Raw genomic sequence first — 23966 nt, forward strand, 5'->3', positions numbered from 1 at the left:
GACGCGCAAATGCCCCGGCGCTACCGGAATTCCAGTAGCGCCAGGGAAGGTGCGCGTCGCCAGGGAAGGTGCGCGTCCGCGAACCTACTCCGAGAGGTCGATGTGCGTCGGGTCCAGGACGCGGCGCAGGAACTCCTTGGTGCGGTCCTGGGTGGGTGCGCTGATGACCTGCTCGGCCTCGCCTTCCTCCACCACCACGCCGCCGTCCATGAATACGACCCGGTCGGCCACTTCGCGCGCGAAGCCCATTTCGTGAGTGACCACCAGCATGGTCATGCCTTCCTTGGCCAGATTCCGCATGACCGACAGGACATCGCCCACCGTCTCGGGGTCCAGGGCGGACGTGGGCTCATCGAAAAGCATCAGCTCCGGGTCCATGCTCAGCGCACGGGCGATGGCGACGCGCTGCTGCTGGCCGCCGGAAAGCTGGTCCGGGTAACGGTCCGCCAGGTGCCCCAGCCCCACACGCTCCAGGTTGGCCTTCGCCACCTTGTCCGCCTCGGCCTGGGAGCGCTTGAGTACCTTGGTCTGCGCGATGGTGCAGTTCCTCAGCGCGCTCAGGTGCGGGAATAGGTTGAACTGCTGGAAGACCATGCCCACCTTGCGGCGCATCCGGTCAATGTCCACGTCCGGATCGGTGGCGTTGAAGCCGCCCACATGGATGGTGCCCTGGTTCGGCTGCTCAAGGAGGTTGACGCAGCGCAGCAGGGTGGACTTGCCGGAGCCGGACGGGCCAATCAGGCACACCACTTCGCCGGGCGCCACGTCCAGGCTGATGCCCTTCAGGACCTCGTTGGAACCATACGATTTGCGCAGGTCCTTGATTGCAACCCCGGCGGCATGGACGAGCCCGGTGTGGTTGCGGGAGTGAATTACGACGTCGTTCATTGACTTCTCTGCCTAACGCTTGGTCCGCGCGGAGCGGCTTTCGAACTTCCGGGCCAGGAGGCTCAGCGGGATGGTGATCACCAGGTAGAACGCGCCGGCCACCAGGAGCGGCGTGAGGCCTGCGCCCAGACTGGAGATGCCGTCACGGCCGAACTTGGTGAGCTCGTACTGCGAGGCTGTCAGGCCCAGCACGTAGATCAGCGACGAGTCCTTGGTCAGCAGGATGATCTCGTTGGTGAGCGGCGGGAGGACGATCCTGAATGCCTGCGGGATCACGATGGTGACCATCGCCCGCCATTGCGGCATGCCCAGGGAACGGGCGGCCTCCATCTGCCCTTTCGGTACGGCCTGCAGGCCGGCGCGCAGCGTCTCCGCGATGTAGGCCGCAGCCACCATGCCGAGGGAAACCATCACGATGACCGTCACATTCCACTGGACGCCGAACGCGAGCGGAACGCCGTAGCCAAAGGCAATGAACACCAGCAGCGCAGGGATGCCGCGGAAGAATTCGATGTAGCCGGTCGCAATCCACCGATAGAGAGGAAAGCTGGAGAGCTTCATCAGGGCCAGCAGCAGGCCGCCGGAGAGGCCGACGATGAAGCCGAGTGCCGTGTAGAGCAGGGTGTTCGTCAGGCCGACGACGAAGATGTCCGGGAATATCGGGCCGATCCTGGCGAAGTTGAAGACGCTGTTCCCGATGGTCTTCCAGTCGGTGGCCAGGATCAGCGCGGCCACGGCCACGACAAAGATACCTGCCTGGACGTACAGGCTTACTCTGGCCCGCTGTCGTGCGGTCATTGCGGTCATTGCCATCGTTGTCTCACATTCATTGTGCGCAGTTGAGGCCCCGTACGGACTGCAGTACAGATCCTGAACGGGGCCTCAGCTGCGAAGGTTTCGGACGCGCGCCGGTTACTTTGTGGCTTCGCCGAACCAGGCGGTCTCGAACTTCTTGAGGCTTCCGTCGTCCTTCAGGCGCTGCAGCGTGGTGTTGACCTGTTCAAGCATGACGGTGTTGCCCTTCTTGACGGCAATGCCGAGCTTTTCACCGGTGGCGAAGTCCTCCACGCGCTTGTACTTGGAGTCATCCTTAATGGCGTAGCCGAGGACAGACTGGTTCCCCAGGGCGGCATCGATGGTGCCTGCCTTAAGCGCCTGGACCAGGAGGCCGGTGTCTTCGAACTGCTGCGCGTCGATGCCGTTGTCCTTCGCGTACTGGGCACCCGTGGTGGCCTGCTGCACGCCCACCTTCTTGCCCTTGGCGGCGTCAAGGTTCGTGATGCCGGAAGTCTCCGATGCCACCAGGGTCAGGTCATCGTTTAGGTAAGGATCGGAGAAATCCATAACGGCCTTGCGGGTGTCGGTGATGGACACGGAGGAGATGGAAACGTCGCACTGGGTTAGGGCCGTGCCCGTCTCGATTGCCTCGAAGGAGCTGTCCACGACGTTGAGTTCAGCCTTCACGTCCTTGGCCAGTTCGCCGGCGATGTCCATATCGAAGCCGACGATCTTGCCGTCCTTCTGGAATTCGAAGGGTTCGTAGGGGACGTCGGAGCAGACCGTGAGTTTGCCGGCGTTGATGAGCGTCACGCCGCCTTCGCTGCTTGTGGCCGCTGGAGCGGTGTTGCCGCCGCCGCAGGCCGTGAGGCTAAGTGCCCCGACGGCGAGGAGCGCGGCTGCCTTGGCACTGATTTTGGCCGTGGCAAGGGACTTGAGCTGCATGTTTCTTACCTTTTGTTGCAGGAGTATGCGGAACTAAGACGGCTTATAGTGTAACGCTGATCGTGAGATGTGCATCACAGAAAACTAAGTTTCACCATTGGATAACTAAAAGGGCACTCTTGGCAAGCTGGAAAAGCATCCGAGTGTCTGAAACTCCGGACGGCTCCAAGCGCGGCTAATGGCTGATGTTGAGTGATTCCAGCATGGGCCTGAACTTCGCCCACGTCTCTGCCAGCTCCGCCTCGGGATGCGAACCCTCGACGATTCCGCACCCGGCAAATAACCGAACGGTGGTGGGGGATTCGATGACGGCTCCGCGCAGCGCAATACCCCATTCCCCGTTGCCTGCCGCATCCAGCCACCCAACGGGCCCCGCGTACGGCCCGCGGTCCATGTGCTCGAGCTTCCGGATCAGGGCCCCGGCCACGGTTGTGGGCGTGCCGCATACGGCCGCGGTGGGGTGCAGGGCGTTAATCAGGGCAAGGCAGGTGGGAACATGGCCTTCCACCTCGGTCAGTTCGGCCTTTACGTCCGATGCCAGATGCCACACGTTCGGCAGTTCCAGAATGAAGGGCTCGCTGTGTGCGTTCATCGCCTCGGAGAACGGAGCGAGCTGGCTGGTCAGCGACTGGATGGCGATCTCGTGTTCGTGCCGCTGCTTCTCTGAGCCAGCCAGAACCCGTTCGGCGTAGTCGAGGGGCAGCCCGGCCTCGCCCAGGGCGTCGCGGCGGTCCAGTGTTCCGGCCAGCACACGGGCCTGGGCGGTGCGTCCCTCCACCTGGATCAGCATTTCCGGCGTGGCGCCGACCAGCCCGTCCACTCCGTAGGTCCAGCATTCGCGGTATCGGGTGGCGAGCTGCCGCAGTACCTCGGCGGCGTTCACGCCGTCGGGGACCGTGGCCAGAACGTCCCGGGCCAAGACGAGCTTCTGCAGCTTGCCGGTGCGGATTTCTGCGACGCCGGCCGCGACGGCGGCCATCCAGTCCTCTTCGCTCAATGAACCGGTTCGGATTGTGGCACCTTCGGAGGGCGCGGTTGCTGCATGTGCGGCTTCGGAATCTACGGTCGCGGAAGGCACGACGCCAGCACCCGCCTCTGCGGTCATCTCGCCGAAGGGCGACTTACCGGAGGGGGACGGGTCCGGGGGAGTAGCGCCGGCCTCAGCCGGATTCTCCAGCCAGCCCCGCAGGGCGGCGAGGGCCCCCTCTTCGGTGAGCTCGCCGTCGTCGGTCTTGATGTGGGTGAGCCAGCTGCGGCCGTCCCGGACGCCCACCACAATCTCCGGCACAATCAGTCGTGACTGGTGACGGGATGCTTTCGAAAACGCGAACGAGCCGAAGGCGACCGGGCCCGTGCCAGGGCACTCGACGTGGTCGGTGATGTCGGCCTCGATGACCAGATGGCGCCACCAGATGTCGGCTTCGAGGAAGCGTTCCGGGCCAGTGGCAGTAAAGCGGGCCACCTCGCCGAAGCCGACCAGGCCGGCTTCGCGCCGGGTCCAGCACAGGACGTCGTCCCTCACCAGATACGACGGCAGCCCTCCGGGAGTCGATTCTCCATCCAAAGGGACTGTCAGAGTGCGGAGCGTTCTGGTCATGATGGATCAACACTACTCCGTGTACTTGAAGGTACTGAGCGGCCGGAGTGGCTTCAAGTACCCAGGCCCAGCGCACCGCGCCGTGCGCACCGTGGTCACGAAGGATGCAGAACATTTGAGACAATGACTGGGTGAACCGAGCATCCTTGGAAAAGCGTCCGGACGAAGTAGCCACGATGTTTGACGACGTCGCACCGAAATACGACGTCGTCAACGATGTCCTTTCGATGGGGCAGACGCGCCGCTGGCGCAAGGTCGTCTTGGAAGCCATGGATGTGCGGCCCGGCCAGCGGGTGCTCGATCTGGCCGCCGGAACGGGGACCTCCAGCGAGCCGTATGCCGATGGAGGCATAGACGTGGTGGCCTGCGATTTCTCCCTCGGCATGCTCAAGGTAGGTAAGCGCCGCCGGCCCGACATCAACTTCGTTGCCGGCGACGCCACCAACCTGCCGTTTGCGGACAACACCTTCGACGCCAGCACCATCTCCTTCGGCCTGCGCAACGTCAACGAGCCGAAGAAGGCCCTCGCTGAGATGCTGCGCGTGACGAAGCCCGGCGGCAAGCTCGTCATTGCCGAGTTCTCCCAGCCAGTGGTGCCGCTCTGGCGCACGATGTACACCGAGTACCTGATGCGCGCGCTGCCCGCCATCGCCGTCAAGGTTTCCTCCAACCCCGACGCCTACGTGTACCTCGCCGAATCAATCCGCGCCTGGCCCGACCAGGACCACCTCGCTGCCTGGCTGCAGGAATCCGGATGGCAGGATGTCACCTACCGCAACCTGAGCGGCGGCATCGTGGCGGTGCACCGCGCCCACAAGCCCGTCACCGGCAACGGTGCAGCCGACGCCATCGCTGCCCACACCGGTCCGGTTGCCAAGTTGCGCCGCAACATCCCTCGCAACGCCCGCTGACACTGTGAACGTACTCATTGTTGGCGCGGGTCCGGCCGGATCCACCGCCGCGTACTACCTGGCCAAGGCCGGCATCGACGTCACCGTGCTGGAGAAAACCAGCTTCCCGCGGGAAAAGGTGTGCGGCGACGGGCTCACGCCCCGCGCTGTCCGCGAGATCCAGAAGCTTGGCCTGCCGCATCCTGAGAAGGACGGCTGGCGCCGGAACAAGGGCCTGCGCCTCCTCGCGGGTGGGCGCAGCCTGGAACTGCCTTGGCCCGAGCTGTCCGACTTTCCGCAGTACGGCCTGATCCGCACACGCCTTGGCTTCGACGAGGAGCTGGCCCGGCACGCTCAGGCGGCGGGCGCCGTCGTGCTGGAAGGCCACAGCGTTACCGAGGCGCTTCGCAACGAGGACGGACGGGTGACCGGCGTACGCGCAGCGATCCTCGACGAGTCAGGGCGCAAGACGGGGGAAACGCGCGACTTCAGTGCCGACGTCGTGCTCGCAGCGGACGGCAACTCCACCCGAACCGCCCTGTCACTCGGAATCCACAAGCGCGATGACCGCCCGCTTGGCGTCGCCGTTCGCACCTACTTCACGTCGCCCCGCCACGATGACGAGTGGATGGAAGGCTGGCTGGAGCTTCCCGGGCGCGACGGCAAGCTGCTGCCCGGCTACGGTTGGGTGTTTGGCGTCGGCGACGGCACATCAAATGTTGGCCTCGGCATCCTGAACTCCTCCAAGGAATTCGGCAAGCTGGACTACAAGCAGGTCCTGCGCGAATGGACCGCCGGAATGCCCTCCGAATGGGGCTTCACCCCGGAGAACCAGGTGGGGGAGATCCGCGGGGCCGCGCTGCCCATGGGCTTCAACCGCACCCCGCACTACTCGCCCGGCCTGCTGCTTCTCGGCGACGCCGGTGGCATGGTGTCCCCGTTCAATGGTGAGGGAATTTCCTATGCCATGGAGTCCGCCCGTTTCGCGGCGGAGTTCATCATCGACGCCTCCCGGCAGGCCTCCAGCCGGTCCGCTTCCATGGACTCCGCCTCCGCAGGCTGGAGCGCGTCCGACGCCGATGCCCGCCTCGCCGGATACGCGGACTATGTGCGCGACCAGTGGGGATCGCACTTCACGCTCGGCCGGGCGTTTGCCGTGCTCATCGGAAAGCCCGCGGTCATGAAGCTCGCGCTGCGGACCGGAATGCCGGTCCCCGTGCTGATGCGTTTCGTGGTCCGGCTGCTGGCCAACCTCACCGATCCGTCGGCCAAGGGTTTCGAGGACCGGGCCATCCGCGTCCTGGAACTGCTGGTGCCGGCCACGTCCAACACCTCAGCCCACGCCCCGTCCGGCCTCAAATCAGCGGTTTCCGCAACAAAAAGTTAGGGTTAACCCGTGACAAACTCCGCGAACCACAGCTGGACGCACGCCGGGCACGGCCTGCCGGATTCAGAACCCAGCCTCAACACCACCGCAATAGCCACCGGACTGCAGCTGCCGGCAGGCTTCGCGGCCATCGCGGAAGACCCCGAACTCGGGCCTGCGATCACCACCAATCTGGCCCGCGTGGAGAAGAAACTCCGCGAAGCCATCGCCAACTCGGACCCCCTGGCTGACGCAACGTCGCGGCACCTCGTGGAGGCCGGCGGCAAGCGGATCCGCCCCCTGCTGACCCTGCTTTGTGCCCACCTCGGCGACGCCTCCCTGCCCTCCGTCGTGCAGGCCGCCGTCGTCGTGGAGCTGACGCACCTTGCCACGCTGTACCACGACGACGTCATGGACTCCGCTCCGTTCCGCCGCGGCGCCCCCACTGCACACGAGGTGTGGGGCAACTCCGTGGCGGTTCTGACCGGCGATCTGATCTTCGCCCGCGCCTCCATCCTGGTGTCCGAGCTGGGCTCCCGCGCCCTTGGCATCCAGGCGCGCACCTTCGAGCGGCTGTGCCTGGGCCAGCTCCACGAAACCGTTGGCCCACGCCCGGATGAGGACCCGGTGGAGCACTACCTGTCAGTGATCGCGGATAAGACCGGCTCCCTGGTGGCGGCATCCGGCCAGCTCGGCGCCATCTTCTCCGGCGCCGACGAGTCCTACGAAGAGGTCCTGGTGGAGTATGGCGAAAAGGTCGGCGTAGCTTTCCAGCTGGCCGACGACGTCATCGACGTCACCGGGGCCAAGGTCAAGTCCGGCAAGTCCCCGGGCACGGACCTGCGGGAAGGCGTGCCCACCCTTCCGGTCCTGCTCCTGCGCAACGCCGCAGCGCAAGGCGACCAGTCCGCCGTCGAACTTCTCACCCTGATCGACGGCGATCTCTCCTCCGATGAGGCACTCGCCGAAGCGGTTTCCGGACTGCGGGAGCACCCGGTCACCGCCGCATCCTGGGTGGTTGCCAGGGCCTGGGCTGACGAGGCGATCGCCGCCCTGGCACCGCTGCCCGAAGGAGTAGTCAAGGACTCGCTGTCCAGCTTCGCCCGGGCCGTAGTGGACCGCGCAAGCTAGCTTCCGTTAACCGGAACGGCCCCGGTTCCCTGCAGCGCCACACTGCCAGGAACCGGGGCCGTTTCTCCGTTCGCATCAAATCCACCGGAGGCATTTGGTGGATCCATGAACCAGCCTATGACAGGTTTGTCACATTATTCAAGTCACTTGTTAAAAGGCGTGTCACAGCTGCATTATCCCCGGCAGCCCTTACCCGGGCGCAGCACGGCGTTTCCGGCAGACACACCGCCGGGGAACTCCGAAGGTGGGGAAATTCCGCGGCGACCGGAGGAAACCCGGCGCCGACGGCCAAGCAGCCCTAGTTGTCCTCGTCCTCGAAGGCCCACTCAAACATGTCGAAGACGAACTCCGAGAAGGTTCCCTCTTCACTCTTCCACTGGCCCCGGACGTTGTTGCGGCGGTACACGATCGGGTCCGGGACGCTGAGGTCGCCCACGCGGAAGCCCCAGGTGAAGTTTTCTTCCTCGTCCTCGAGGAACATGAGGAAGCCTTCGTCGTCCACCTCGAGTTCCTCGGGATCCCAGAAGTAGTGGTAGGCCTCCATGAGGTCCTCGCAGCCGCCGAGGGCGAGGTAAAACTCGCGCAGCACCAGGGGAATGGTGAACTGGTGGTCGGCGAGGGCCTTATCGAGGTCTTCCTCAGGCAGCCCGTCCTCTTCCTGCCATTCGTCTTCGAGATACTTCGGAACGAGCGCGCGGAACTTCTCGAGGAACATGTCAGTCATGGCTCTTATCCTAGCTAATCCCGGCCCCTCGAATTCCCGGCGTCAGGGCCAAGCCGATGCCACCCGCGAACGGCCAGCGGAATCCGCCAGGAACGGCGCCATGCCACCACCCGGAAGGCAAAGACAACGGCCGCGATGGCGCAGGCTGAGAACGCATTGAAGCCGCCCGAAACCCACAGGATGGCAGTGAGCACAGCACCCGTGAAGGCGGGCAGCGCGTAGAGGTCCCGGGCATCGAACAGCTGCGGAACCTCGTTGGCAGTGATGTCGCGCAGCAGGCCGCCGCCCACCGCGGTGGTGACGCCGAGCAGGACGGCCGCCACCGGATTCATCCCCAGCGCCAGCGCCTTCAGCGTGCCGGTGATGCAGAACAGTGCGAGGCCGCCGGCGTCGAACAGGGTGAGCAGAGAGGTGAAGCGCTGGGCGCTGGAGAACAGGAAGTAGACCAAGACGGTGGCGAGCACGGGAGGTGCGAGATAGGCGGGGTTGGTGAAGGCGGCTGGCGGGCCCGTGTTGAGGACGATGTCGCGGATTACGCCGCCGCCAAGGGAGACGAGGGACGCCAGGAGGAGGGAGCCGATGATGTCGAACTGCTTCCGCGCGGCCAGCAGTGACCCGGAGACCGCGAAGAAAAAGACGCCGGTCAGGTCCAGCCACACCAGGGCAATGTCAAAGGGGAATGTCATGGAGCGTCCCGGCTCGTGCAGAGGGGCGGACAGTGCGGCTCCAACGTTACGCTAGCCCCTATGAATAGCCCGATCATGATCGCCTGTGCCCACGGGACCTCGAACGCCCAGGGAGCGGCCGAGGTCAACGCCCTCCGCGACTCCATCGCGGCGCTTCGCCCCGGGCTCGACGTCCGGGAAGCGTATGTGGACGTCCAGCAGCCCGACCTCGTGGACGTCGTGACAGGCCTTCCCGAGGATCCCGACGGCGGATCGGCCGGCGCTTCCGCTGTGGTGGTGCCGCTCCTCCTCAGTGTGGGGTACCACGTGAAGGTGGACATCGCGCGGGCGGTCAAGAGCCGGCCCGGGACCCTGGCCGCGGCGCCGCTCGGTCCCGATCCCAGGCTGGCGGCGCTGCTCGACCAGCGGCTCCGCGAAGCAGGCGTCACCGACAACGACTCGATCGTCCTCGCCGCGGCAGGCTCCTCGAACCCCAACGCCGCTTTGAGCGTTGAGGAGCTGACAGGGCAGCTGCGGGCGCTGCGCTCGAACCGGATCGCGCCCGCTTATGGTGCCTCCGCCAAGCCCTCGGTGCCGGAAGCAGTGGCCATGCTCCGGGAGGAAGCCGCCGGCGGTGCAGGCGCAGGGGAATCTGCAGGTGGCGTGGACATGGGCGGCCGGGTGGTCATTGCGTCCTACCTTCTCGCGCCCGGATACTTCCACGACCAGCTCGCCAAGGCCGGAGCCGACCTCGTCACCGCACCACTGCTGCCGTCCCCGGTGCTCGCCGAGATCGCCCTCGAACGTTTCGATGCAGCATTGGCGGCCGCCGGGGCAAGAGCCTGAATCCGCACGGCTCGAGCAGGGCTCAAAGCGCCCTCTGAAACACACCGGCGATGCACAGCCACCGGGCCTGTTCAAGGCCCTTCGGCGATTCATGACGAAATATTTCCCTAGGTGACTTAGCGTTTCCGGGGCTTTGTGACGGGTTTCCAGGCGGCTCTACAGTCGATGCATGACTGATACAGCTCTAGCCGGAGCGGCGACGGACAAGCCCGTGCGCCCAGCCCGTTCCTCCCGCCCCGCCGCAAAGCCTCACGGCCAGTGGAAGGTGGACGGAACCACCCCGCTGAACGCCAACGAAACCTGGAAGCAGGAAGACGACGGCCTCAACGTCCGCGAGCGTATCGAGTCCATCTACTCGAAGGAAGGCTTCGACGCCATTCCCGGCCAGGACCTGCACGGCCGCTTCCGCTGGTGGGGTCTGTACACCCAGCGCAAGCCCGGGATCGACGGCGGTAAGACCGCCACGCTCGAACCGCACGAGCTTGAGGACAAGTACTTCATGCTGCGCGTGAGGATCGACGGCGGCGCGCTCACCACCGAGCAGCTCCGCGTCATCGGCCGGATCTCGGTCGACTTCGCCCGGGATTCCGCCGACCTCACGGACCGCCAGAACATCCAGCTGCACTGGATCCGGGTCGAGGATGTGCCGGAGATCTGGCGCCGCCTCGAAGCCATCGGCCTGTCCACCACCGAAGCCTGCGGTGACGTCCCGCGCGTCATCCTCGGTTCCCCGGTGGCCGGCATCGCCAAGGACGAGCTCATTGACCCCACCCCGCTCATCGAAGAGCTGGGGGAGCGGTTCATTGGCAACCCGATCCTGTCCAACCTGCCGCGCAAGTACAAGACCGCCATCACCGGCCACCCGAGCCAGGACGTGGTGCACGAGATCAACGACTTTGCGCTCGTCGGCGTGAAGCACCCTGAGCTCGGTGTGGGCTACGACCTCTGGGCCGGCGGCGCCCTCTCCACCAACCCGATGCTCGGCAAGCGCCTCGGCGCGTTCGTCACGCCGGAACAGGCTGCCGACGTGTGGCTCGGCGTCACCAGCATCTTCCGCGACTACGGCTACCGCCGCATGCGCACCAAGGCCCGCCTGAAGTTCCTCATGGCCGACTGGGGTCCCGAGAAGTTCCGCCAGATCCTCGAGGACGAATACCTCGGCTACAAGCTGGCCGACGGTCCCGCCGCCCCCAAGCCGTCCACCCCGGGCGACCACGTGGGCGTGCACGAGCAGAAGGACGGCAAGTTCTTCATCGGCGCGACTCCGATTGCGGGCCGCCTCTCCGGTTCCCAGCTGGTGAAGCTCGCGGACACCCTCGAATCCCGCGGCTCATACCGGCTGCGCACCACCCCCCACCAGAAGCTCGTGGTCCTCGACGTCCCCAAGGACGAAGTGGAACCCCTGGTCGCCGAGCTGGACGCCCTGGGCCTCTCCGCCCGCCCATCAGTGTTCCGCCGCGGCACCATCGCCTGCACCGGCATTGAGTTCTGCAAGCTGGCCATCGTTGAAACCAAGGTCACCGCTGCCACCGCCGTCGCCGAACTGGAACGCCGCCTGGCGGACCTCGCGGACAGCGGCCAGCTCCCGCAGGCACTGTCCCTGCACATCAACGGCTGCCCAAACTCCTGCGCCCGCATCCAGACCGCGGACATCGGACTCAAGGGCATGATGCTTCCCACGCCGGGAGGCGACCCCACCCCGGGTTTCCAAGTCCATCTGGGCGGCGGGCTGGCTTCCTCCGACCGTGAAGAGGCCGGCCTCGGACGTACCGTCCGCGGCCTGAAGGTCTACGTCGCGGACCTGCCCGACTACGTCGAGCGGGTTGTCCGGCGTTTCGTCGCAGACCGCGCCGAAGGCCAGACCTTCGCCGAGTGGGCCCACGCAGCTGACGAGGAGGCACTCCAGTGAGCAAGCACGCCCTTGGCGTCGACCCCGTCGCCGGTCCAGGTGCCGCCGCAGCCCAGGTTGCCGCCACGGTCGCCGGCGCATCGCCCGCCAAGCGTTCCACGGAGGAGCTGAAGGCCCTGGCCGACGCCGGCGCCGCCGAGCTCGGCTGGGACGCTCCCGCACGCGACGTGATCGCCTGGGTGGAGCGCAACTTCGAGTTGCCCGCCGTCGCCGTCGCCTGCTCGATGGCCGACGCCGTGCTGCCGGCGCTCGTCGCCGATCAGCTTCCCGGCGTCGACGTCCTGTTCCTGGAGACCGGCTACCATTTCCCGGAAACCTACGCCACACGTGACGAGGTGGCTGCAAACCTCCGGGTGAACGTGGTGGACGTGCTCCCCGAAAACACCGTGGAGCAGCAGGACCGGCTCCTGGGTAAGGACCTCTTTGCCCGTGACGCCGCCCAGTGCTGCGCCCTCCGCAAGGTTGCCCCGCTGCGCCGCACGCTCTCCGGCTACGAACTCTGGTTCACCGGCGTCCGCCGCGACGAGGCCCCCACGCGCACCAACACCCCGCTGGTGACGTGGGACGAAGCCAACGGCCTGGTCAAGGTCAACCCGATGGCTGCCTGGACTTTTGACCAGCTTGTTCAGTACTCCGACGACAACCTCCTGCCAGTCAACCCGCTCCTGTCCCAGGGCTACCCGTCCATCGGTTGCCAGCCCTGCACCCGCAAGGTGGCTCCAGGCGAGGACCCCCGCGCCGGCCGCTGGGCAGGAACCAACAAGACAGAATGCGGACTACACGTATGAGCACTTTCCTAACCGAGGAGCCCACCCAGGTGACCGAAGTCGCAGCCTCCACGCGCCTCTCCAGCCTGGACACCCTCGAGTCCGAAGCGATCCACATCATCCGCGAGGTTGTTGCCGAGTTCGAGAAGCCTGCCCTGCTGTTCTCCGGCGGCAAGGACTCCGTGGTGATGCTGCACCTGGCCACGAAGGCATTCTGGCCGGGCAAGGTTCCGTTCCCCGTGCTGCACGTGGACACCGGCCACAACTTCCCCGAGGTCATCGACTTCCGCGACCGCACCGTCGAACGGCTGGGCCTGAAGCTCGTCGTCGGCAGTGTTCAGGAGTTCATCGACCGGGGCGAGCTCGCGGAGCGCGCCGACGGCACCCGCAACCCGCTGCAGACCGTTCCGCTGCTGGACGCCATCCAGTCCAACAAGTTCGACGCCGTCTTCGGCGGCGGCCGCCGTGACGAGGACAAGGCCCGCGCCAAGGAGCGCATCCTGAGCCTCCGTGACGAGTTCGGCCAGTGGGATCCGCGCAACCAGCGCCCCGAGTTGTGGAACCTTTACAACGGGCGCCACACCGTGGGCCAGCACGTCCGTGCGTTCCCCATCAGCAACTGGACCGAGTTGGACATCTGGCGCTACATCGAGCGCGAAAACATCGAGCTGCCGGGCCTGTACTACGCCCACGAGCGCGAGGTCTTCGCCCGTGACGGGATGTGGCGCGCAGTGGGCGAGGTTTCGCAGCCGCGCCCCGACGAGAACGTCATCACCAAGACCGTTCGCTACCGCACGGTGGGGGACATGTCCTGCACCGGCGCCGTCGAGTCCGACGCGTACACGGTGGCTGATGTCGTTGTTGAAGTCGCCGCCTCCACCCTGACCGAACGTGGCGCCACCCGCGCAGATGACCGCATCTCCGAGGCAGCCATGGAAGACCGCAAGAAGGACGGGTATTTCTAATGAGCACGATTTCGACAGGCTCAGTCACCGAGTCCGCCTTGGAAACGGCCCTGCCCACGACGCTTTTCCGGTTCGCCACCGCAGGATCGGTCGACGACGGCAAGTCCACTTTGGTGGGCCGCCTCCTGCACGATTCCAAGGCGATCCTCGCCGACCAGCTCGACGCCGTTGCCCGTACTTCCGCAGACCGCGGCTTCGGTGGCGACAAGGGCGGCATCGACCTGGCCCTGCTGACAGACGGCTTGCGTGCCGAGCGCGAGCAGGGCATCACCATCGACGTCGCCTACCGCTACTTCGCCACGGACCGGCGCAGCTTCATCCTCGCGGACTGCCCCGGGCACGTGCAGTACACCAAGAACACGGTGACCGGCGCGTCCACTGCGGATGCCGTCGTCGTGCTCATTGACGCCCGCAAGGGTGTCCTGGAGCAGACCCGCCGGCACCTCTCCGTGCTGCAGCTCCTTCGGGTTGCGCACGTGATCGTGGCCGTGAACAAGATCGACCTCGTGGACTTCAGCGAGTCGGTGTTCCGTGAGATCGAAGCTGACGTCCAGCAGGTGGGCCGCGAACTAGGGCTTGGTTCGGATGGAATTACGGATCTGCTGGTGGTTCCGGTTTCCGCGCTCGACGGCGACAACGTGGTGGAGCGCTCGGAGCGCACCCCCTGGTACACCGGCCCGGCGCTGCTCGAGGTGCTCGAGACGCTGCCGGCCGCCGACGAGCTGGAAAGCCACCTGGAGAGCTTCCGGTTCCCGGTGCAACTGGTCATCCGGCCGCAGGGTGCGCTGGCGCCCGATGCTGTGGCCGGCGGCCTCGACCCTGAGGCGTACCGTGACTACCGCGCCTACGCAGGGCAGATCACCGAGGGCTCCGTAAAGGTGGGGGACAAGGTCAGCGTGCTGACTCCCGGCCAGGACCCGCGTACCACTACGGTGACCGGCATCGACTTCGCCGGTACCTCTCTGGAGGAGGCAGCCGCGCCCCAGTCGGTGGCGATCCGACTGGCTGACGAGTTCGATGTCGCACGCGGTGACACCATCGCCGCAGCCGGCACAGTCCGTGAAAGTTCGGCCGACCTCTACGCCGCGCTGTGCTGGCTGTCCCCGAAGCCGCTGCGCGAGGGCGCCAAAGTACTGGTCAAGCACGGCACCCGCACCGTCCAGGCACTGGTCCGCAGCGTGAGCGGCAAGCTGGACCTGGCCACCTTCAAGCTCGAAGGCGCCTCCAGCCTTGAGCTCAACGACATCGGCCACGCGCAGCTCCGGCTCGCCGCCCCGCTGCCGCTGGAGAACTACCTCCACCACCGCCGCACGGGCGCGTTCCTGGTGATCGACCCGCTCGACGGCAACACCCTCGCCGCGGGACTGGTCAAGGACCACCCGGGCGACCACGAGGACGAGCGCTACAGCATCTGACCCGCACAAGCGGCCCTGCCCAGGTCAAGCGGCCCTGCCCAGCTCAAGCGGCCCTGCCCAGGGCCGCTTGAGCGGGCTAAGGCCGCTTAAGCCAAGGGTTTAGGCCTGACCGGTGCCCGTTGCCTCGCCGGCTTCGAGGAGCGTCTTGAGCTTCTGCAGGTCCTTGCGCGTTTCCCTGCGGATCATCGGTGCCATGAACAGCCCCGCGAGCTTTGAGAAGCCTGATGGCTTTCCCGTGTTGCCCAGCGTCATACGGGTCCCGCCGCTGACCTCTTCCCACATGTATCTGGTCTGCATCGGGAATGGACCGTGGGCGGTGCGCATCACCAGCTTCTCGCCCGGGATGTACTCGACGAATTCGTAGGTGTAGCTCAGGTCCCGGCCGAGGAACCTGGCGGTGAAGGCGACCTTGGATCCGACGTCGATGGGACCCGCCGTCAACCGCTGCGCCGAGTGGATGTTCGAGTACCACCGCGGGGCGTTGTCCGGATTTGCCGCGAATTCCGCAACTTCCGGGCGCGGCCGCCGGATCAGGATCTCTGTCTGGACGTTCACCATGCTTGTGTCTCCTTTTGAAAAGGCCGAGGGTTAGCCTAGAAATTACGTTAGTCCTCGTTCAGTCCGTGGAGGGGAAGCCGTGGAAACCATCAGCAGCCGGCTCATCAACTGGGCCTCGATCCTGGACGACAAGACCCGCGAGCAGGCCCTGGCGACCGCGCAGCTGCCCTTCATCTACCCGCATCTGGCGCTGATGCCGGATGCGCACCTCGGCAAGGGTGCAACGGTGGGGTCCGTCATTCCTACGCTCGGAGCCATCATCCCGGCGGCGGTAGGGGTGGACATCGGCTGCGGCATGATCGCGGTGCGGACCCAGTACACGCTCAAGGAGCTGCCGCGGGACCGTCGCCCGCTGCGCGAGGACATTGAGCGCGTTATTCCGCTGTCAGCCGGCCACAACAACAAGAAGATAGCGGCCTCTGCGGCACCGCGGGTCGCCGAGCTGCGGAGGCGGGCCGACAAGGCCGGGTTTGACCCCGGACGGTACATGGGGAACTGGGACCTGCAGCTGGGGTCCCTCGGCTCCGGCAATCACTTCATCGAGGTATGTGCCGACGAGAACGACGGCATCTGGCTGTTCCTCCACTCCGGGTCGAGGGGTATCGGCAACAAGATAGCCCAGCACCACATCTCAGTGGCGCAGGGTGTGGCCTGGGATAAGCGCCTGACCCTGCCGGACCGGGACCTTGCCTACCTCGAGGAGGGCACACCCCAGTTCACGAGGTACATGGAAGAGCTCAGATGGGCCCAGCACTTTGCCCTGCTGAACCGCGAAGAGATGATGGACCGCGTCATCACCCAGTTCGGCAAATGGGTGGCCGGCGCCGTCAAAGAAGGCGCCGTCAAAGAAATGGAACGGATCAACTGCCACCACAACTTCACACAGCGGGAGACCCATTACGGCAAGTCCGTCTGGGTTTCCCGCAAAGGCGCCATTAAAGCCGAGGCAGGGGATCCGGGGCTGATTCCGGGCTCCATGGGCACGGCATCGTATGTGGTTGAAGGCCTGGGTAACCCGGTGTCCCTGAATTCGTCTCCGCACGGCGCCGGACGGGAGTACTCGCGCAAAGCGGCGCGCAAGGCGTTCTCCCTGGCTCAGCTGAAGGAAGCCATGCACGGCATCGAGTTCCGCGTCACCGAGGCGTTCATCGACGAGATTCCGGCAGCGTACAAGCCCATCGACCAGGTGATGCGCGATGCTGCCGACCTCGTCAGGGTGCGGCACCGGCTGCGGCAGCTCGTCAATGTCAAGGGGGACTGACTCCTCGAGTTCCCTCGGGCCGCGGGCTCGGAGAATTCGTGGCCGAATGTGACGCTGCATGAACCTGCGTGACCCCGGGTTTCCGATCCGTTGAACCCGGTTTACCGCACTCCCTATGGTGAATTCATGACTACTTCCAGGCCGGGTATGACCCGCATTGTGGCCGGCGAAAGCCAGACGCCCAAGCGCCGCCGTGGCCTGGAAGTCGCGCTGGCCCTTGGCCTGGTCCTGCTGATCATCGTGGGCGCTGTGATGGCCTCCGCTGTGGCCCGGGATTCAAACGCCTCGGCCGCCTCAATTTCCTCTGAAGGTCCCGCGAGTGAGCTAAAGCTGGGGTACTTCGGCAACATCACGCACGCCGCAGCGCTCGTCGGCGTGAAGCAGGGCTTCATCGAGAAGAACCTTGGCAGCACCAGGCTCAGCACCCAGGTCTTTAATGCCGGGCCCGCCGCAATCGAGGCACTGAACGCCGGTGCGATCGACGCCGCCTATATCGGTCCCAACCCGGCGATTAATTCATTCGTCAAAAGCAACGGGGAGTCCGTCAGCGTCATCGCCGGGGCAGCATCCGGCGGCGCGCAGCTGGTGGTGAAGCCGGAGATCAATAACGCAAAAGACCTGAAGGGCAAGACCCTGGCCTCGCCCCAGTTGGGCGGTACCCAGGACGTGGCGCTGCGCGCCTGGCTGGGCAAACAGGGCTACAAGACCACTCCCGACGGCGGCGGAGACGTTGCCATCAATCCCACCGAGAACGCGCAGACGCTGAAACTGTTCCAGGACGGCAAGCTTGACGGCGCGTGGCTGCCTGAGCCGTGGGCGTCCCGTCTGGTGCTCCAGGCCGGTGCCAAGGTCCTGGTGGATGAGAAGGACCTGTGGGACGGCTCCGGGACGGGCAAGCCGGGAGAGTTCCCCACCACCATCCTGATCGTGAATAAGAAATTCGCGGCCGAACATCCGGAGACCGTGCAGGCGCTGCTCACGGGACACGTTGAAGCGGTGCAGTGGCTCAATGACACTCCGGCCGCCGAAAAGGCCAGCGTCGTCAACGCGGCCCTGAAGCAGGACGCGGGCAAAGCGCTGTCGCAGGACGTCATCGACCGCTCACTGCAGAACATCGTGTTCACAGTGGACCCACTGGCAGGAACCTACAAGAAGCTGCTGCAGGACGGCGTGGATGCTGGCACCACCAAGGAGGCAAACCTCTCCGGCCTCTTCGACCTCAGGGCGTTGAACTCCGTAGCCAAGAACAAAATTTCGGCGGCAGGGCTGGGGCAGGACTAGCTCCCGCCCTCCGCACCACTGCATTTAACGCACACGAACAAAGGACGGGACCATGCCAGTCGTACTGGAGAACCTGGGCAAGCGCTTCGGCGAAGGCGCCCCGGTGCTGGACGACGTCAACGCGACCATCGCCAAGGGCGAGTTCGTCGCCCTCCTCGGCGCGTCGGGCTGTGGCAAGTCCACTTTGCTGAACATCATGGCGGGACTGGAGCTCCCGACGTCGGGCGCTCTGGAGGTGCCCAGCGACGGTGCCGCCTTCATGTTCCAGGACTCCGCACTGTTCCCGTGGCTTACGGCGCGTGAAAACGTGGAGCTGGCGCTGAAGCTGCGCGGCGTGGGGAAGGCCGAGCGGCGCGTGAAGGCCGCCGAGCTCCTGGACCTGGTGCACCTGGCGGAGGCCGCCGACAAGCGCCCGCACGAGCTGTCGGGCGGGATGCGCCAGCGTGTGGCGCTGGCCCGTTCGCTCGCCCAGGACCGCCAGCTGCTCCTCATGGATGAGCCGTTCGCCGCCCTGGACGCCATCACCCGGGACCTGCTCCACGACGAACTTGAGCGCATCTGGAAGGAAACCGGGCGCACCATCGTCTTTGTGACGCACAACGTCCGCGAGGCGGTCCGCCTGGGCCAGCGCGTGCTGCTGCTCTCCTCACGGCCCGGCCGCGTCGTGCAGGAATGGGCAGTCACTGAAGAACGCCGTACCGACGCCGGTCTTGCCGGACAGCTGACCGGGGTCATCACCGCCCGGCTGCGAGAGGAGATCCGCCGCCATGCCAAGTAACCCATCTCCCGTGGCGGAGTCGCCAGAGACAACCGGGTCCCCGCTAGTCGAGCCTGCCGGGACAAAGGCTTCGACGAGCTCAACCGGCGCTGCGTCAGGCTCTGAAAAGGTCCACGCTGCCCTGACGCGGTCCTCCACCGGCTCCGCCGACCTGCGCGAACTCGAATCCGGGCTGGACTCCCTGCAGTCCGACGCCGCCCGGAAGGTGCGTGTCGACTGGAGCAGGGTCCTGCTGCCGATCGCCGCCGTCGTGGTGCTCGTCATCATCTGGCAGTTCTACGTCTCGCTCGGCCTCAAGCGCCGCGACCAGGTGCCGGGACCGCTGGATGTGGCGGCGCAGTTCGGCGCGCTCTGGGCCGAAGGGTCGTTGCTGGACGCCGTATGGACATCGCTGCAGCGCGGGCTGCTGGGCTTCCTGATCAGCGTTGTCATCGCGACGCCGGTCGGCCTGCTGCTGGCCCAGGTGGCTCCGCTGCGCCGCGCGTTCGGCCCCCTCATCTCCGGGCTGCAGGTCCTGCCTTCGGTGGCCTGGGTGCCGGCGGCCATCATCTGGTTCGGCCTCACTGACGCCACGGTGTACTTCGTGGTGTTCATGGGCGCCATCCCTTCCATCATCAACGGCCTGATCTCCGGCGTGGACCAGATCCCGCCGCAGTACCGCAGCGTCGGCACAGTCCTGGGCGCCTCCCGGCTGCAGATGGCCGTGCAGATCATCCTCCCGGCAGCCCTTCCCGGCTACCTGAGCGGCCTCAAGCAGGGCTGGGCGTTCTCTTGGCGTTCGCTCATGGCCGCGGAAATCATCGCTGTGGGCGGCACCATCGGCTTCGGTCTCGGCTCCATGCTCAACCAGGGCCGGGACCTCGCCGACATGACCATCGTGATGTCCGCGATCCTGCTCATCCTCGCGGTCGGCATCCTGATCGAGCTGCTCGTCTTCGGCCCCGTGGAGAAGCGACTGCTCCAGCGCCGCGGCCTCCTGTCCGGCAGCACCCGCTAAGCACCTGCAGCGCACTGGACAAGAAAGCCCGACGGCGGTAACCGCCGTCGGGCTTTCTGCTGTCCGTTCTGTCCAGGTTTGCGGCGGGCGGCCATGGCGGAGATTGCTCGCTTCCCTCTGGGGAAGGGTGTACCTTGGCCGTCAGCAGGGCAAGCTCGCAGTGCGGCGAGAGGACATTCGGTGGAACATGCATTTGGACCAGGCACAATTGGACCACGCACAATTGGACCAGGCATAGGAGTGCTGTCGGCGATCGGTTCCACACCGCTGATTCAGCTTCGCAAGGTGGTGCCCCCGGGATCGGCCAGGGTGCTCGCCAAGCTCGAGTTCGCAAACCCCACCGGCAGCATGAAAGACCGGATGGCCATAGCGGCGATTCGAGGTGCCGAAGCCCGCGGTGATCTCGCTCCGGGTTATACCGTCGTGGAGTACACGGCCGGCACAACAGGCATCTCCCTCGCCCTGGTCTGCGCTGCCAAGGGCTACAAGCTCCATGTCGTCTTCTCGGACGCGTTCAGCAGCGAGAAACGCCGCACCATGGAGGCGCTCGGGGCAATCGTGGAGGACATGCCGAGCGACCACGGACGGATCACTGAGCGGCTGATCAAGGCGATGATCGCCCGGGCTGGTGAACTCAGTGCCCTGCCTGGCTACTGGGCCTGCGACCAGCTCAACAATCGTGACGCGGTCACCGGCTACTTGGCGTTGGGAGAGGAGATCTGGCAGCAGTCGGGCGGACAGGTGGACGCCCTTGTCCAGTCGGTTGGCACCGCGCACTCCATCCATGGCGCAGCACGGGCCCTGCGTGCCCATATACCGGGGCTACGCGTAGTCGCCGTCGAGCCCGCCGAGTCCGCCGTCCTTTCCGGAGGCCCTACCGGTTCCCATCGGATTGAAGGAATCGGCATCGGCTTCCTTCCGCCCTTGTGGGAACCCGAGGAAGTGGATGCGATTGAACGGGTTTCCTCAGACGACGCTATGGCAATGAGCCGTCGGCTCGCCCGCGAGGAAGGCGTCTTCGCGGGCACTTCCTCGGGAGGCAATATTATTGCCGCTCTGCGCGTAGCCGAGCAGCTCGGGCCCGGCGCAACCGTTGTCACAGTCATCGTTGACTCCGGGTTGCGCTATCTCAGTACCAGCCTCTACGGATAGGGGTTCTATTGCCCCGGCCCGCCGCCACCCGGCGCATTGTGACGCAGCATTACCTTGCGTGAACTGGTGTTTCCCCGCCGTTGTTGGGGCGTGTGACGCGGCCCTACCGTTGATCTATGGCAATTCAGGACATCTATCCCACGGCGTTGCGACTGCTCGGCCGCCCCGTGCTCGTGGTGGGCGGCGGGCCCGTCGCCACACGCCGCGCAAAGGGCCTGCTCGACGCCGGCGCGCGGGTCACCGTGGTTGCCCCCGTTGCCTCCGCTGCCCTCAGCGAACTCGCCGACGCCGGCCTGCTCACCTGGGAGCCCCGCACCTACCGCTCTGAGGACGTCGACGGCGTCTGGTTCGTCCAGACTGCCACCGGCGATTCCGCTGCGGACGCCCAGGTGTCGTCGGACGCCGAGGCGCAGCGCGTCTGGTGCGTCAACGCCTCTGACCACGAAGCCTCCGCCGCATGGACCCCCGCCGTCGCCGTCGTGGACGACGTGAAGATCGCGGTCAACGCCGGGGGAGACCCGCGCCGCGCCATGGCCCTGCGGGACGCCGTCGCCACTGCTCTGGAGTCCGGGGACCTGCCGCTCCGCCGCCGTCGTGCCTCTGCAGGAACCGTTGCCCTGGTGGGCGGCGGTCCCGGCGACAGCGGCCTCATCACCGTCCGCGGACGGCGGCTCCTTGGCCAGGCCGACGTCGTGGTCACCGACCGCCTCGGCCCCCGCGACCTGCTAAACGAACTTGCCCCCGATGTCCGTGTCATCGAGGTCGGCAAGACCCCCGGCCACCACCCCGTCCCGCAGGCCGAGATCAACCGGATCCTCGTAGACGAAGCCCTCGCAGGCCACCGCGTGGTGCGGCTCAAGGGCGGCGACCCCTACGTACTGGGCCGCGGCGGCGAGGAAGCTGAATTCTGCCGCCGGCACGGCGTCGAGGTTGAAGTGGTTTCCGGCGTAACGTCGGCGATCTCGGTCCCGGCGGCCGCCGGTATTCCCGTAACGCACCGCGGGCTGGCGAAGGGCTTCAGCGTCGTCACCGGTCACGAGGAACTGTCCGAGGTTCCCGCCCGCCCTGACCACACTGTGGTGCTCCTCATGGGCGTTGGCCAGTTGCGCGAATCCGCGTCCGCTCTGGGCAAAGCCGGCCTGCCCGAGGACACTCCGGTTGGTATTGTGGAAAACGGCTACCTGCCGAACCAACGCGTCACCATCGGTACCCTCGGAACCATCGCCGACCAGGCCGAGGCCACCGGCGTCGCGAATCCTGCAGTGATCGTCATCGGTGACGTTGTGCGCGTGAGCCCGTTCGCGCCGTCGCACTTCAAAACTGCTGACTACAGCACCACCAGCCCCAACAAGCCCCGCACCAGAACCACGAGCACTACCCGCGTTCTCACCCCCTAGCCCCCAATATCCCAACGGCCGGCAGTAAGTGTCGTTTTGAGCCGTCAAAACGACCACAACTGCGAGTCAGTTGGGCGGGACCGAAGAAAAGGAACACAGCCGTGTCAACCAGCACCACCGTAGGAACAGCTGCCCGCCCGTTGCGCGTGGCCGTCATCGGCTCCGGCCCGGCCGGCGTCTACGCAGCGGACATCCTCACCAAGAGCGAGGCCGTGAAGAGCGGCGAGCTGACCGTCAGCATCGACCTCTTCGACCGCTACCCGGCACCCTACGGCCTGATCCGCTACGGCGTCGCTCCCGACCATCCCCGCATCAAGGGCATCGTCAACGCCCTGCACAAGGTCCTGGACCGCGGCGACATCCGTTTCTTCGGCAACGTTGACTACGGCACGGACCTCACCATCGAGGACCTGCGCACGCACTACGACGCCGTCATCTTCGCCACCGGCGCCATCAAGGACGCGGACCTGAACATCCCGGGCATCGAACTCGACGGCTCCTTCGGCGGCGCTGACTTTGTGTCCTGGTACGACGGCCACCCGGACGTTCCCCGTGAATGGCCGCTGGAGGCCAAGGAAATTGCCGTCATCGGCAACGGCAACGTGGCGCTTGACGTGGCCCGCGTCCTCTCCAAGCACGCCGATGACCTGTTGGTCTCCGAGATTCCGGACAACGTCTATGCGGGGCTGAAGGCTTCTCCCGTCACCGACGTCCACGTCTTCGGCCGCCGCGGGCCCGCCCAGGTCAAGTTCACCCCGCTGGAGCTGCGCGAACTGTCGCACTCCAAGGACGTGGACATCATCCTGTACCCGGAGGACTTCGAGTTCGACGAGGAATCGGACCGCCAGATCCAGAGCAACAACCAGACCAAGACCATGGTCGGCACGCTCACCAACTGGATCGCCGAGCAGCCCGAGGACGTTTCCGAACTCAAGGCCTCCCGCCGCCTCCACCTGCACTTCCTGCACAGCCCGGTGGAGATTTACGACGACGCCGAGAACCCCGGGCGCGTCAGCGGCATCAAGTTTGAGCGCACCGAACTGGACGGCACCGGCAACGTTCGCGGCACCGGCGAGTACATCGATTACCCGGTGCAGGCTGTCTACCGCGCCATCGGCTACTTCGGCTCCGCCCTCCCGGACATCGAGTTTGACCACAAGAAGGGTGTCATCCCGAACGACGGCGGCCGCGTCCTGGACGCTTCCGGCGAGCACGTGCCGGGCATCTACGCCACCGGCTGGATCAAGCGCGGTCCGGTCGGACTCATCGGCCACACCAAGGGCGACGCCCTGGAGACGGTGACTTACCTGCTGGAAGACCGCGAAAACCTTCCGGTCGCCCAGGCACCCGCCGCAGGCGCCGTCGTCGAACTGCTGGAAGGCCGCGGCGTGGAGTACACCACCTGGGAAGGCTGGCTGGCCCTCGACGCGCACGAACTCGCCCTGGGCGCCGAGGCGACCGCCGCCGGCGGCTCGCACGGTGTTCAGGTTGTGCGTGAGCGCATCAAGGTCGTGCCGCGCGAGGACATGGTGTCCATCTCCCGGGACGGTGTTGCCGCCGGGGTCTAGCTCCGGAAGCGCTGACGTCTCTACAGCGGGCTTACTCAGCGCCTGTTCCACTCACGGAATGGGGCGCCGGGTAAGCCCGCGTTTGCGTT

At 66.0% G+C, this 23966-nt stretch carries 22 protein-coding genes; 15 read left to right on the top strand and 7 right to left on the bottom strand.

Annotated elements, in window-relative coordinates:
* Positions 1-84: 84 nt before the first annotated feature.
* The 4 genes from M1E01_RS04945 to M1E01_RS04960 form a co-directional block, all read right to left on the bottom strand.
* Positions 85-888 (bottom strand): amino acid ABC transporter ATP-binding protein, encoded by an 804-nt coding sequence (locus M1E01_RS04945; RefSeq protein ID WP_457973995.1) that lies wholly within the window; start codon positions 886-888, stop codon positions 85-87.
* A 12-nt stretch (positions 889-900) separates the two neighbouring features.
* Positions 901-1695, bottom strand: a complete 795-nt coding sequence (locus M1E01_RS04950) for an amino acid ABC transporter permease (protein WP_457973996.1) — start codon at positions 1693-1695, stop codon at positions 901-903.
* Between the two features lie 105 nt (positions 1696-1800).
* Positions 1801-2610 carry an ABC transporter substrate-binding protein gene (locus M1E01_RS04955; RefSeq protein ID WP_457973997.1) on the bottom strand — a complete coding sequence of 270 codons (810 nt, stop codon included), beginning with the start codon at positions 2608-2610 and terminating at the stop codon, positions 1801-1803.
* A gap of 175 nt (positions 2611-2785) precedes the next feature.
* Positions 2786-4207, bottom strand: coding sequence for an isochorismate synthase (locus M1E01_RS04960; RefSeq protein WP_457973998.1), 1422 nt, complete (start codon positions 4205-4207; stop codon positions 2786-2788).
* Positions 4208-4338: 131 nt separating this feature from the next.
* Here M1E01_RS04960 and M1E01_RS04965 point away from each other — a divergent pair, with 131 nt between their 5' ends.
* Genes M1E01_RS04965 through M1E01_RS04975 form a run of 3 tightly spaced genes read left to right on the top strand, consistent with a single transcriptional unit; the run spans position 4339 to position 7594 of the window.
* On the top strand, positions 4339-5118 hold the full coding sequence (locus M1E01_RS04965; protein ID WP_457973999.1) for a demethylmenaquinone methyltransferase: 780 nt from the start codon (positions 4339-4341) through the stop codon (positions 5116-5118).
* Positions 5119-5122: 4 nt separating this feature from the next.
* Entirely contained in the window at positions 5123-6484 is a 1362-nt protein-coding gene (locus M1E01_RS04970; RefSeq protein ID WP_457974000.1) for a geranylgeranyl reductase family protein, read from the top strand.
* A gap of 9 nt (positions 6485-6493) precedes the next feature.
* Complete coding sequence (locus tag M1E01_RS04975) at positions 6494-7594, top strand: polyprenyl synthetase family protein (RefSeq protein WP_457974001.1); 1101 nt, start codon at positions 6494-6496, stop codon at positions 7592-7594.
* Between the two features lie 298 nt (positions 7595-7892).
* On the opposite strand, the gene M1E01_RS04980 is transcribed toward M1E01_RS04975, so the two are convergent.
* Both M1E01_RS04980 and M1E01_RS04985 read right to left on the bottom strand, forming a co-directional pair.
* Positions 7893-8318 (bottom strand): hypothetical protein, encoded by a 426-nt coding sequence (locus tag M1E01_RS04980; RefSeq protein WP_457974002.1) that lies wholly within the window; start codon positions 8316-8318, stop codon positions 7893-7895.
* Positions 8319-8332: 14 nt separating this feature from the next.
* On the bottom strand, positions 8333-9004 hold the full coding sequence (locus M1E01_RS04985; protein ID WP_457974003.1) for a trimeric intracellular cation channel family protein: 672 nt from the start codon (positions 9002-9004) through the stop codon (positions 8333-8335).
* Positions 9005-9064: 60 nt separating this feature from the next.
* On the opposite strand from M1E01_RS04985, the gene M1E01_RS04990 reads away from it, so the two are divergent.
* From M1E01_RS04990 to M1E01_RS05010, 5 genes are all read left to right on the top strand, one after another.
* Positions 9065-9829, top strand: coding sequence for a sirohydrochlorin chelatase (locus tag M1E01_RS04990; protein ID WP_457974004.1), 765 nt, complete (start codon positions 9065-9067; stop codon positions 9827-9829).
* Between the two features lie 169 nt (positions 9830-9998).
* On the top strand, positions 9999-11738 hold the full coding sequence (locus M1E01_RS04995; protein WP_457974005.1) for a nitrite/sulfite reductase: 1740 nt from the start codon (positions 9999-10001) through the stop codon (positions 11736-11738).
* Entirely contained in the window at positions 11735-12526 is a 792-nt protein-coding gene (locus tag M1E01_RS05000; RefSeq protein ID WP_457974006.1) for a phosphoadenylyl-sulfate reductase, read from the top strand. The genes M1E01_RS04995 and M1E01_RS05000 overlap by 4 nt, the downstream gene beginning before the upstream one ends.
* Positions 12523-13470 (top strand): sulfate adenylyltransferase subunit CysD, encoded by a 948-nt coding sequence (gene cysD / locus M1E01_RS05005; RefSeq protein WP_457974007.1) that lies wholly within the window; start codon positions 12523-12525, stop codon positions 13468-13470. The genes M1E01_RS05000 and cysD overlap by 4 nt, the downstream gene beginning before the upstream one ends.
* A complete protein-coding gene (locus M1E01_RS05010) occupies positions 13470-14885 on the top strand; it encodes a sulfate adenylyltransferase subunit 1 (protein ID WP_457974008.1) in 1416 nt (471 codons plus the stop codon). The genes cysD and M1E01_RS05010 overlap by 1 nt, the downstream gene beginning before the upstream one ends.
* 99 nt (positions 14886-14984) lie before the next feature.
* Here M1E01_RS05010 and M1E01_RS05015 read toward each other — a convergent pair whose 3' ends face one another.
* Positions 14985-15443: an SRPBCC family protein gene (locus M1E01_RS05015; protein ID WP_457974009.1), complete on the bottom strand. Its 459-nt coding sequence runs from the start codon at positions 15441-15443 to the stop codon at positions 14985-14987.
* 79 nt (positions 15444-15522) lie between these two features.
* Here M1E01_RS05015 and M1E01_RS05020 point away from each other — a divergent pair, with 79 nt between their 5' ends.
* From M1E01_RS05020 to M1E01_RS05050, 7 genes are all read left to right on the top strand, one after another.
* A complete protein-coding gene (locus M1E01_RS05020) occupies positions 15523-16704 on the top strand; it encodes an RtcB family protein (protein WP_457974010.1) in 1182 nt (393 codons plus the stop codon).
* 147 nt (positions 16705-16851) lie between these two features.
* Positions 16852-17985 carry an ABC transporter substrate-binding protein gene (locus M1E01_RS05025; protein WP_457974870.1) on the top strand — a complete coding sequence of 378 codons (1134 nt, stop codon included), beginning with the start codon at positions 16852-16854 and terminating at the stop codon, positions 17983-17985.
* Between the two features lie 52 nt (positions 17986-18037).
* A complete protein-coding gene (locus M1E01_RS05030; RefSeq protein ID WP_457974011.1) occupies positions 18038-18763 on the top strand; it encodes an ABC transporter ATP-binding protein in 726 nt (241 codons plus the stop codon).
* On the top strand, positions 18753-19760 hold the full coding sequence (locus M1E01_RS05035) for an ABC transporter permease (RefSeq protein WP_457974012.1): 1008 nt from the start codon (positions 18753-18755) through the stop codon (positions 19758-19760). The genes M1E01_RS05030 and M1E01_RS05035 overlap by 11 nt, the downstream gene beginning before the upstream one ends.
* Before the next feature lie 240 nt (positions 19761-20000).
* On the top strand, positions 20001-20912 hold the full coding sequence (locus tag M1E01_RS05040) for a PLP-dependent cysteine synthase family protein (protein WP_457974013.1): 912 nt from the start codon (positions 20001-20003) through the stop codon (positions 20910-20912).
* A 116-nt stretch (positions 20913-21028) separates the two neighbouring features.
* Positions 21029-22309 (top strand): uroporphyrinogen-III C-methyltransferase, encoded by a 1281-nt coding sequence (cobA, locus tag M1E01_RS05045; protein WP_457974014.1) that lies wholly within the window; start codon positions 21029-21031, stop codon positions 22307-22309.
* A gap of 101 nt (positions 22310-22410) precedes the next feature.
* Complete coding sequence (locus M1E01_RS05050) at positions 22411-23877, top strand: FAD-dependent oxidoreductase (protein WP_457974015.1); 1467 nt, start codon at positions 22411-22413, stop codon at positions 23875-23877.
* Positions 23878-23966: the final 89 nt, after the last annotated feature.

Source organism: Arthrobacter sp. D1-17, from assembly GCF_054130535.1.

Excerpts from the sequence above, each read along its gene's own strand:
- M1E01_RS04945 (WP_457973995.1), bottom strand. The coding sequence starts at position 888 with ATGAACGACGTCGTAATTCACTCCCGCAACCACACCGGGCTCGTCCAT.
- M1E01_RS04950 (WP_457973996.1), bottom strand. The coding sequence starts at position 1,695 with ATGACCGCAATGACCGCACGACAGCGGGCCAGAGTAAGCCTGTACGTC.
- M1E01_RS04955 (WP_457973997.1), bottom strand. The coding sequence starts at position 2,610 with ATGCAGCTCAAGTCCCTTGCCACGGCCAAAATCAGTGCCAAGGCAGCC.
- M1E01_RS04960 (WP_457973998.1), bottom strand. The coding sequence starts at position 4,207 with ATGACCAGAACGCTCCGCACTCTGACAGTCCCTTTGGATGGAGAATCG.
- M1E01_RS04980 (WP_457974002.1), bottom strand. The coding sequence starts at position 8,318 with ATGACTGACATGTTCCTCGAGAAGTTCCGCGCGCTCGTTCCGAAGTAT.
- M1E01_RS04985 (WP_457974003.1), bottom strand. The coding sequence starts at position 9,004 with ATGACATTCCCCTTTGACATTGCCCTGGTGTGGCTGGACCTGACCGGC.
- M1E01_RS04990 (WP_457974004.1), top strand. The coding sequence starts at position 9,065 with ATGAATAGCCCGATCATGATCGCCTGTGCCCACGGGACCTCGAACGCC.
- M1E01_RS04995 (WP_457974005.1), top strand. The coding sequence starts at position 9,999 with ATGACTGATACAGCTCTAGCCGGAGCGGCGACGGACAAGCCCGTGCGC.
- cysD (WP_457974007.1), top strand. The coding sequence starts at position 12,523 with ATGAGCACTTTCCTAACCGAGGAGCCCACCCAGGTGACCGAAGTCGCA.
- M1E01_RS05010 (WP_457974008.1), top strand. The coding sequence starts at position 13,470 with ATGAGCACGATTTCGACAGGCTCAGTCACCGAGTCCGCCTTGGAAACG.
- M1E01_RS05015 (WP_457974009.1), bottom strand. The coding sequence starts at position 15,443 with ATGGTGAACGTCCAGACAGAGATCCTGATCCGGCGGCCGCGCCCGGAA.
- M1E01_RS05025 (WP_457974870.1), top strand. The coding sequence starts at position 16,852 with ATGACCCGCATTGTGGCCGGCGAAAGCCAGACGCCCAAGCGCCGCCGT.
- M1E01_RS05030 (WP_457974011.1), top strand. The coding sequence starts at position 18,038 with ATGCCAGTCGTACTGGAGAACCTGGGCAAGCGCTTCGGCGAAGGCGCC.
- M1E01_RS05035 (WP_457974012.1), top strand. The coding sequence starts at position 18,753 with ATGCCAAGTAACCCATCTCCCGTGGCGGAGTCGCCAGAGACAACCGGG.
- cobA (WP_457974014.1), top strand. The coding sequence starts at position 21,029 with ATGGCAATTCAGGACATCTATCCCACGGCGTTGCGACTGCTCGGCCGC.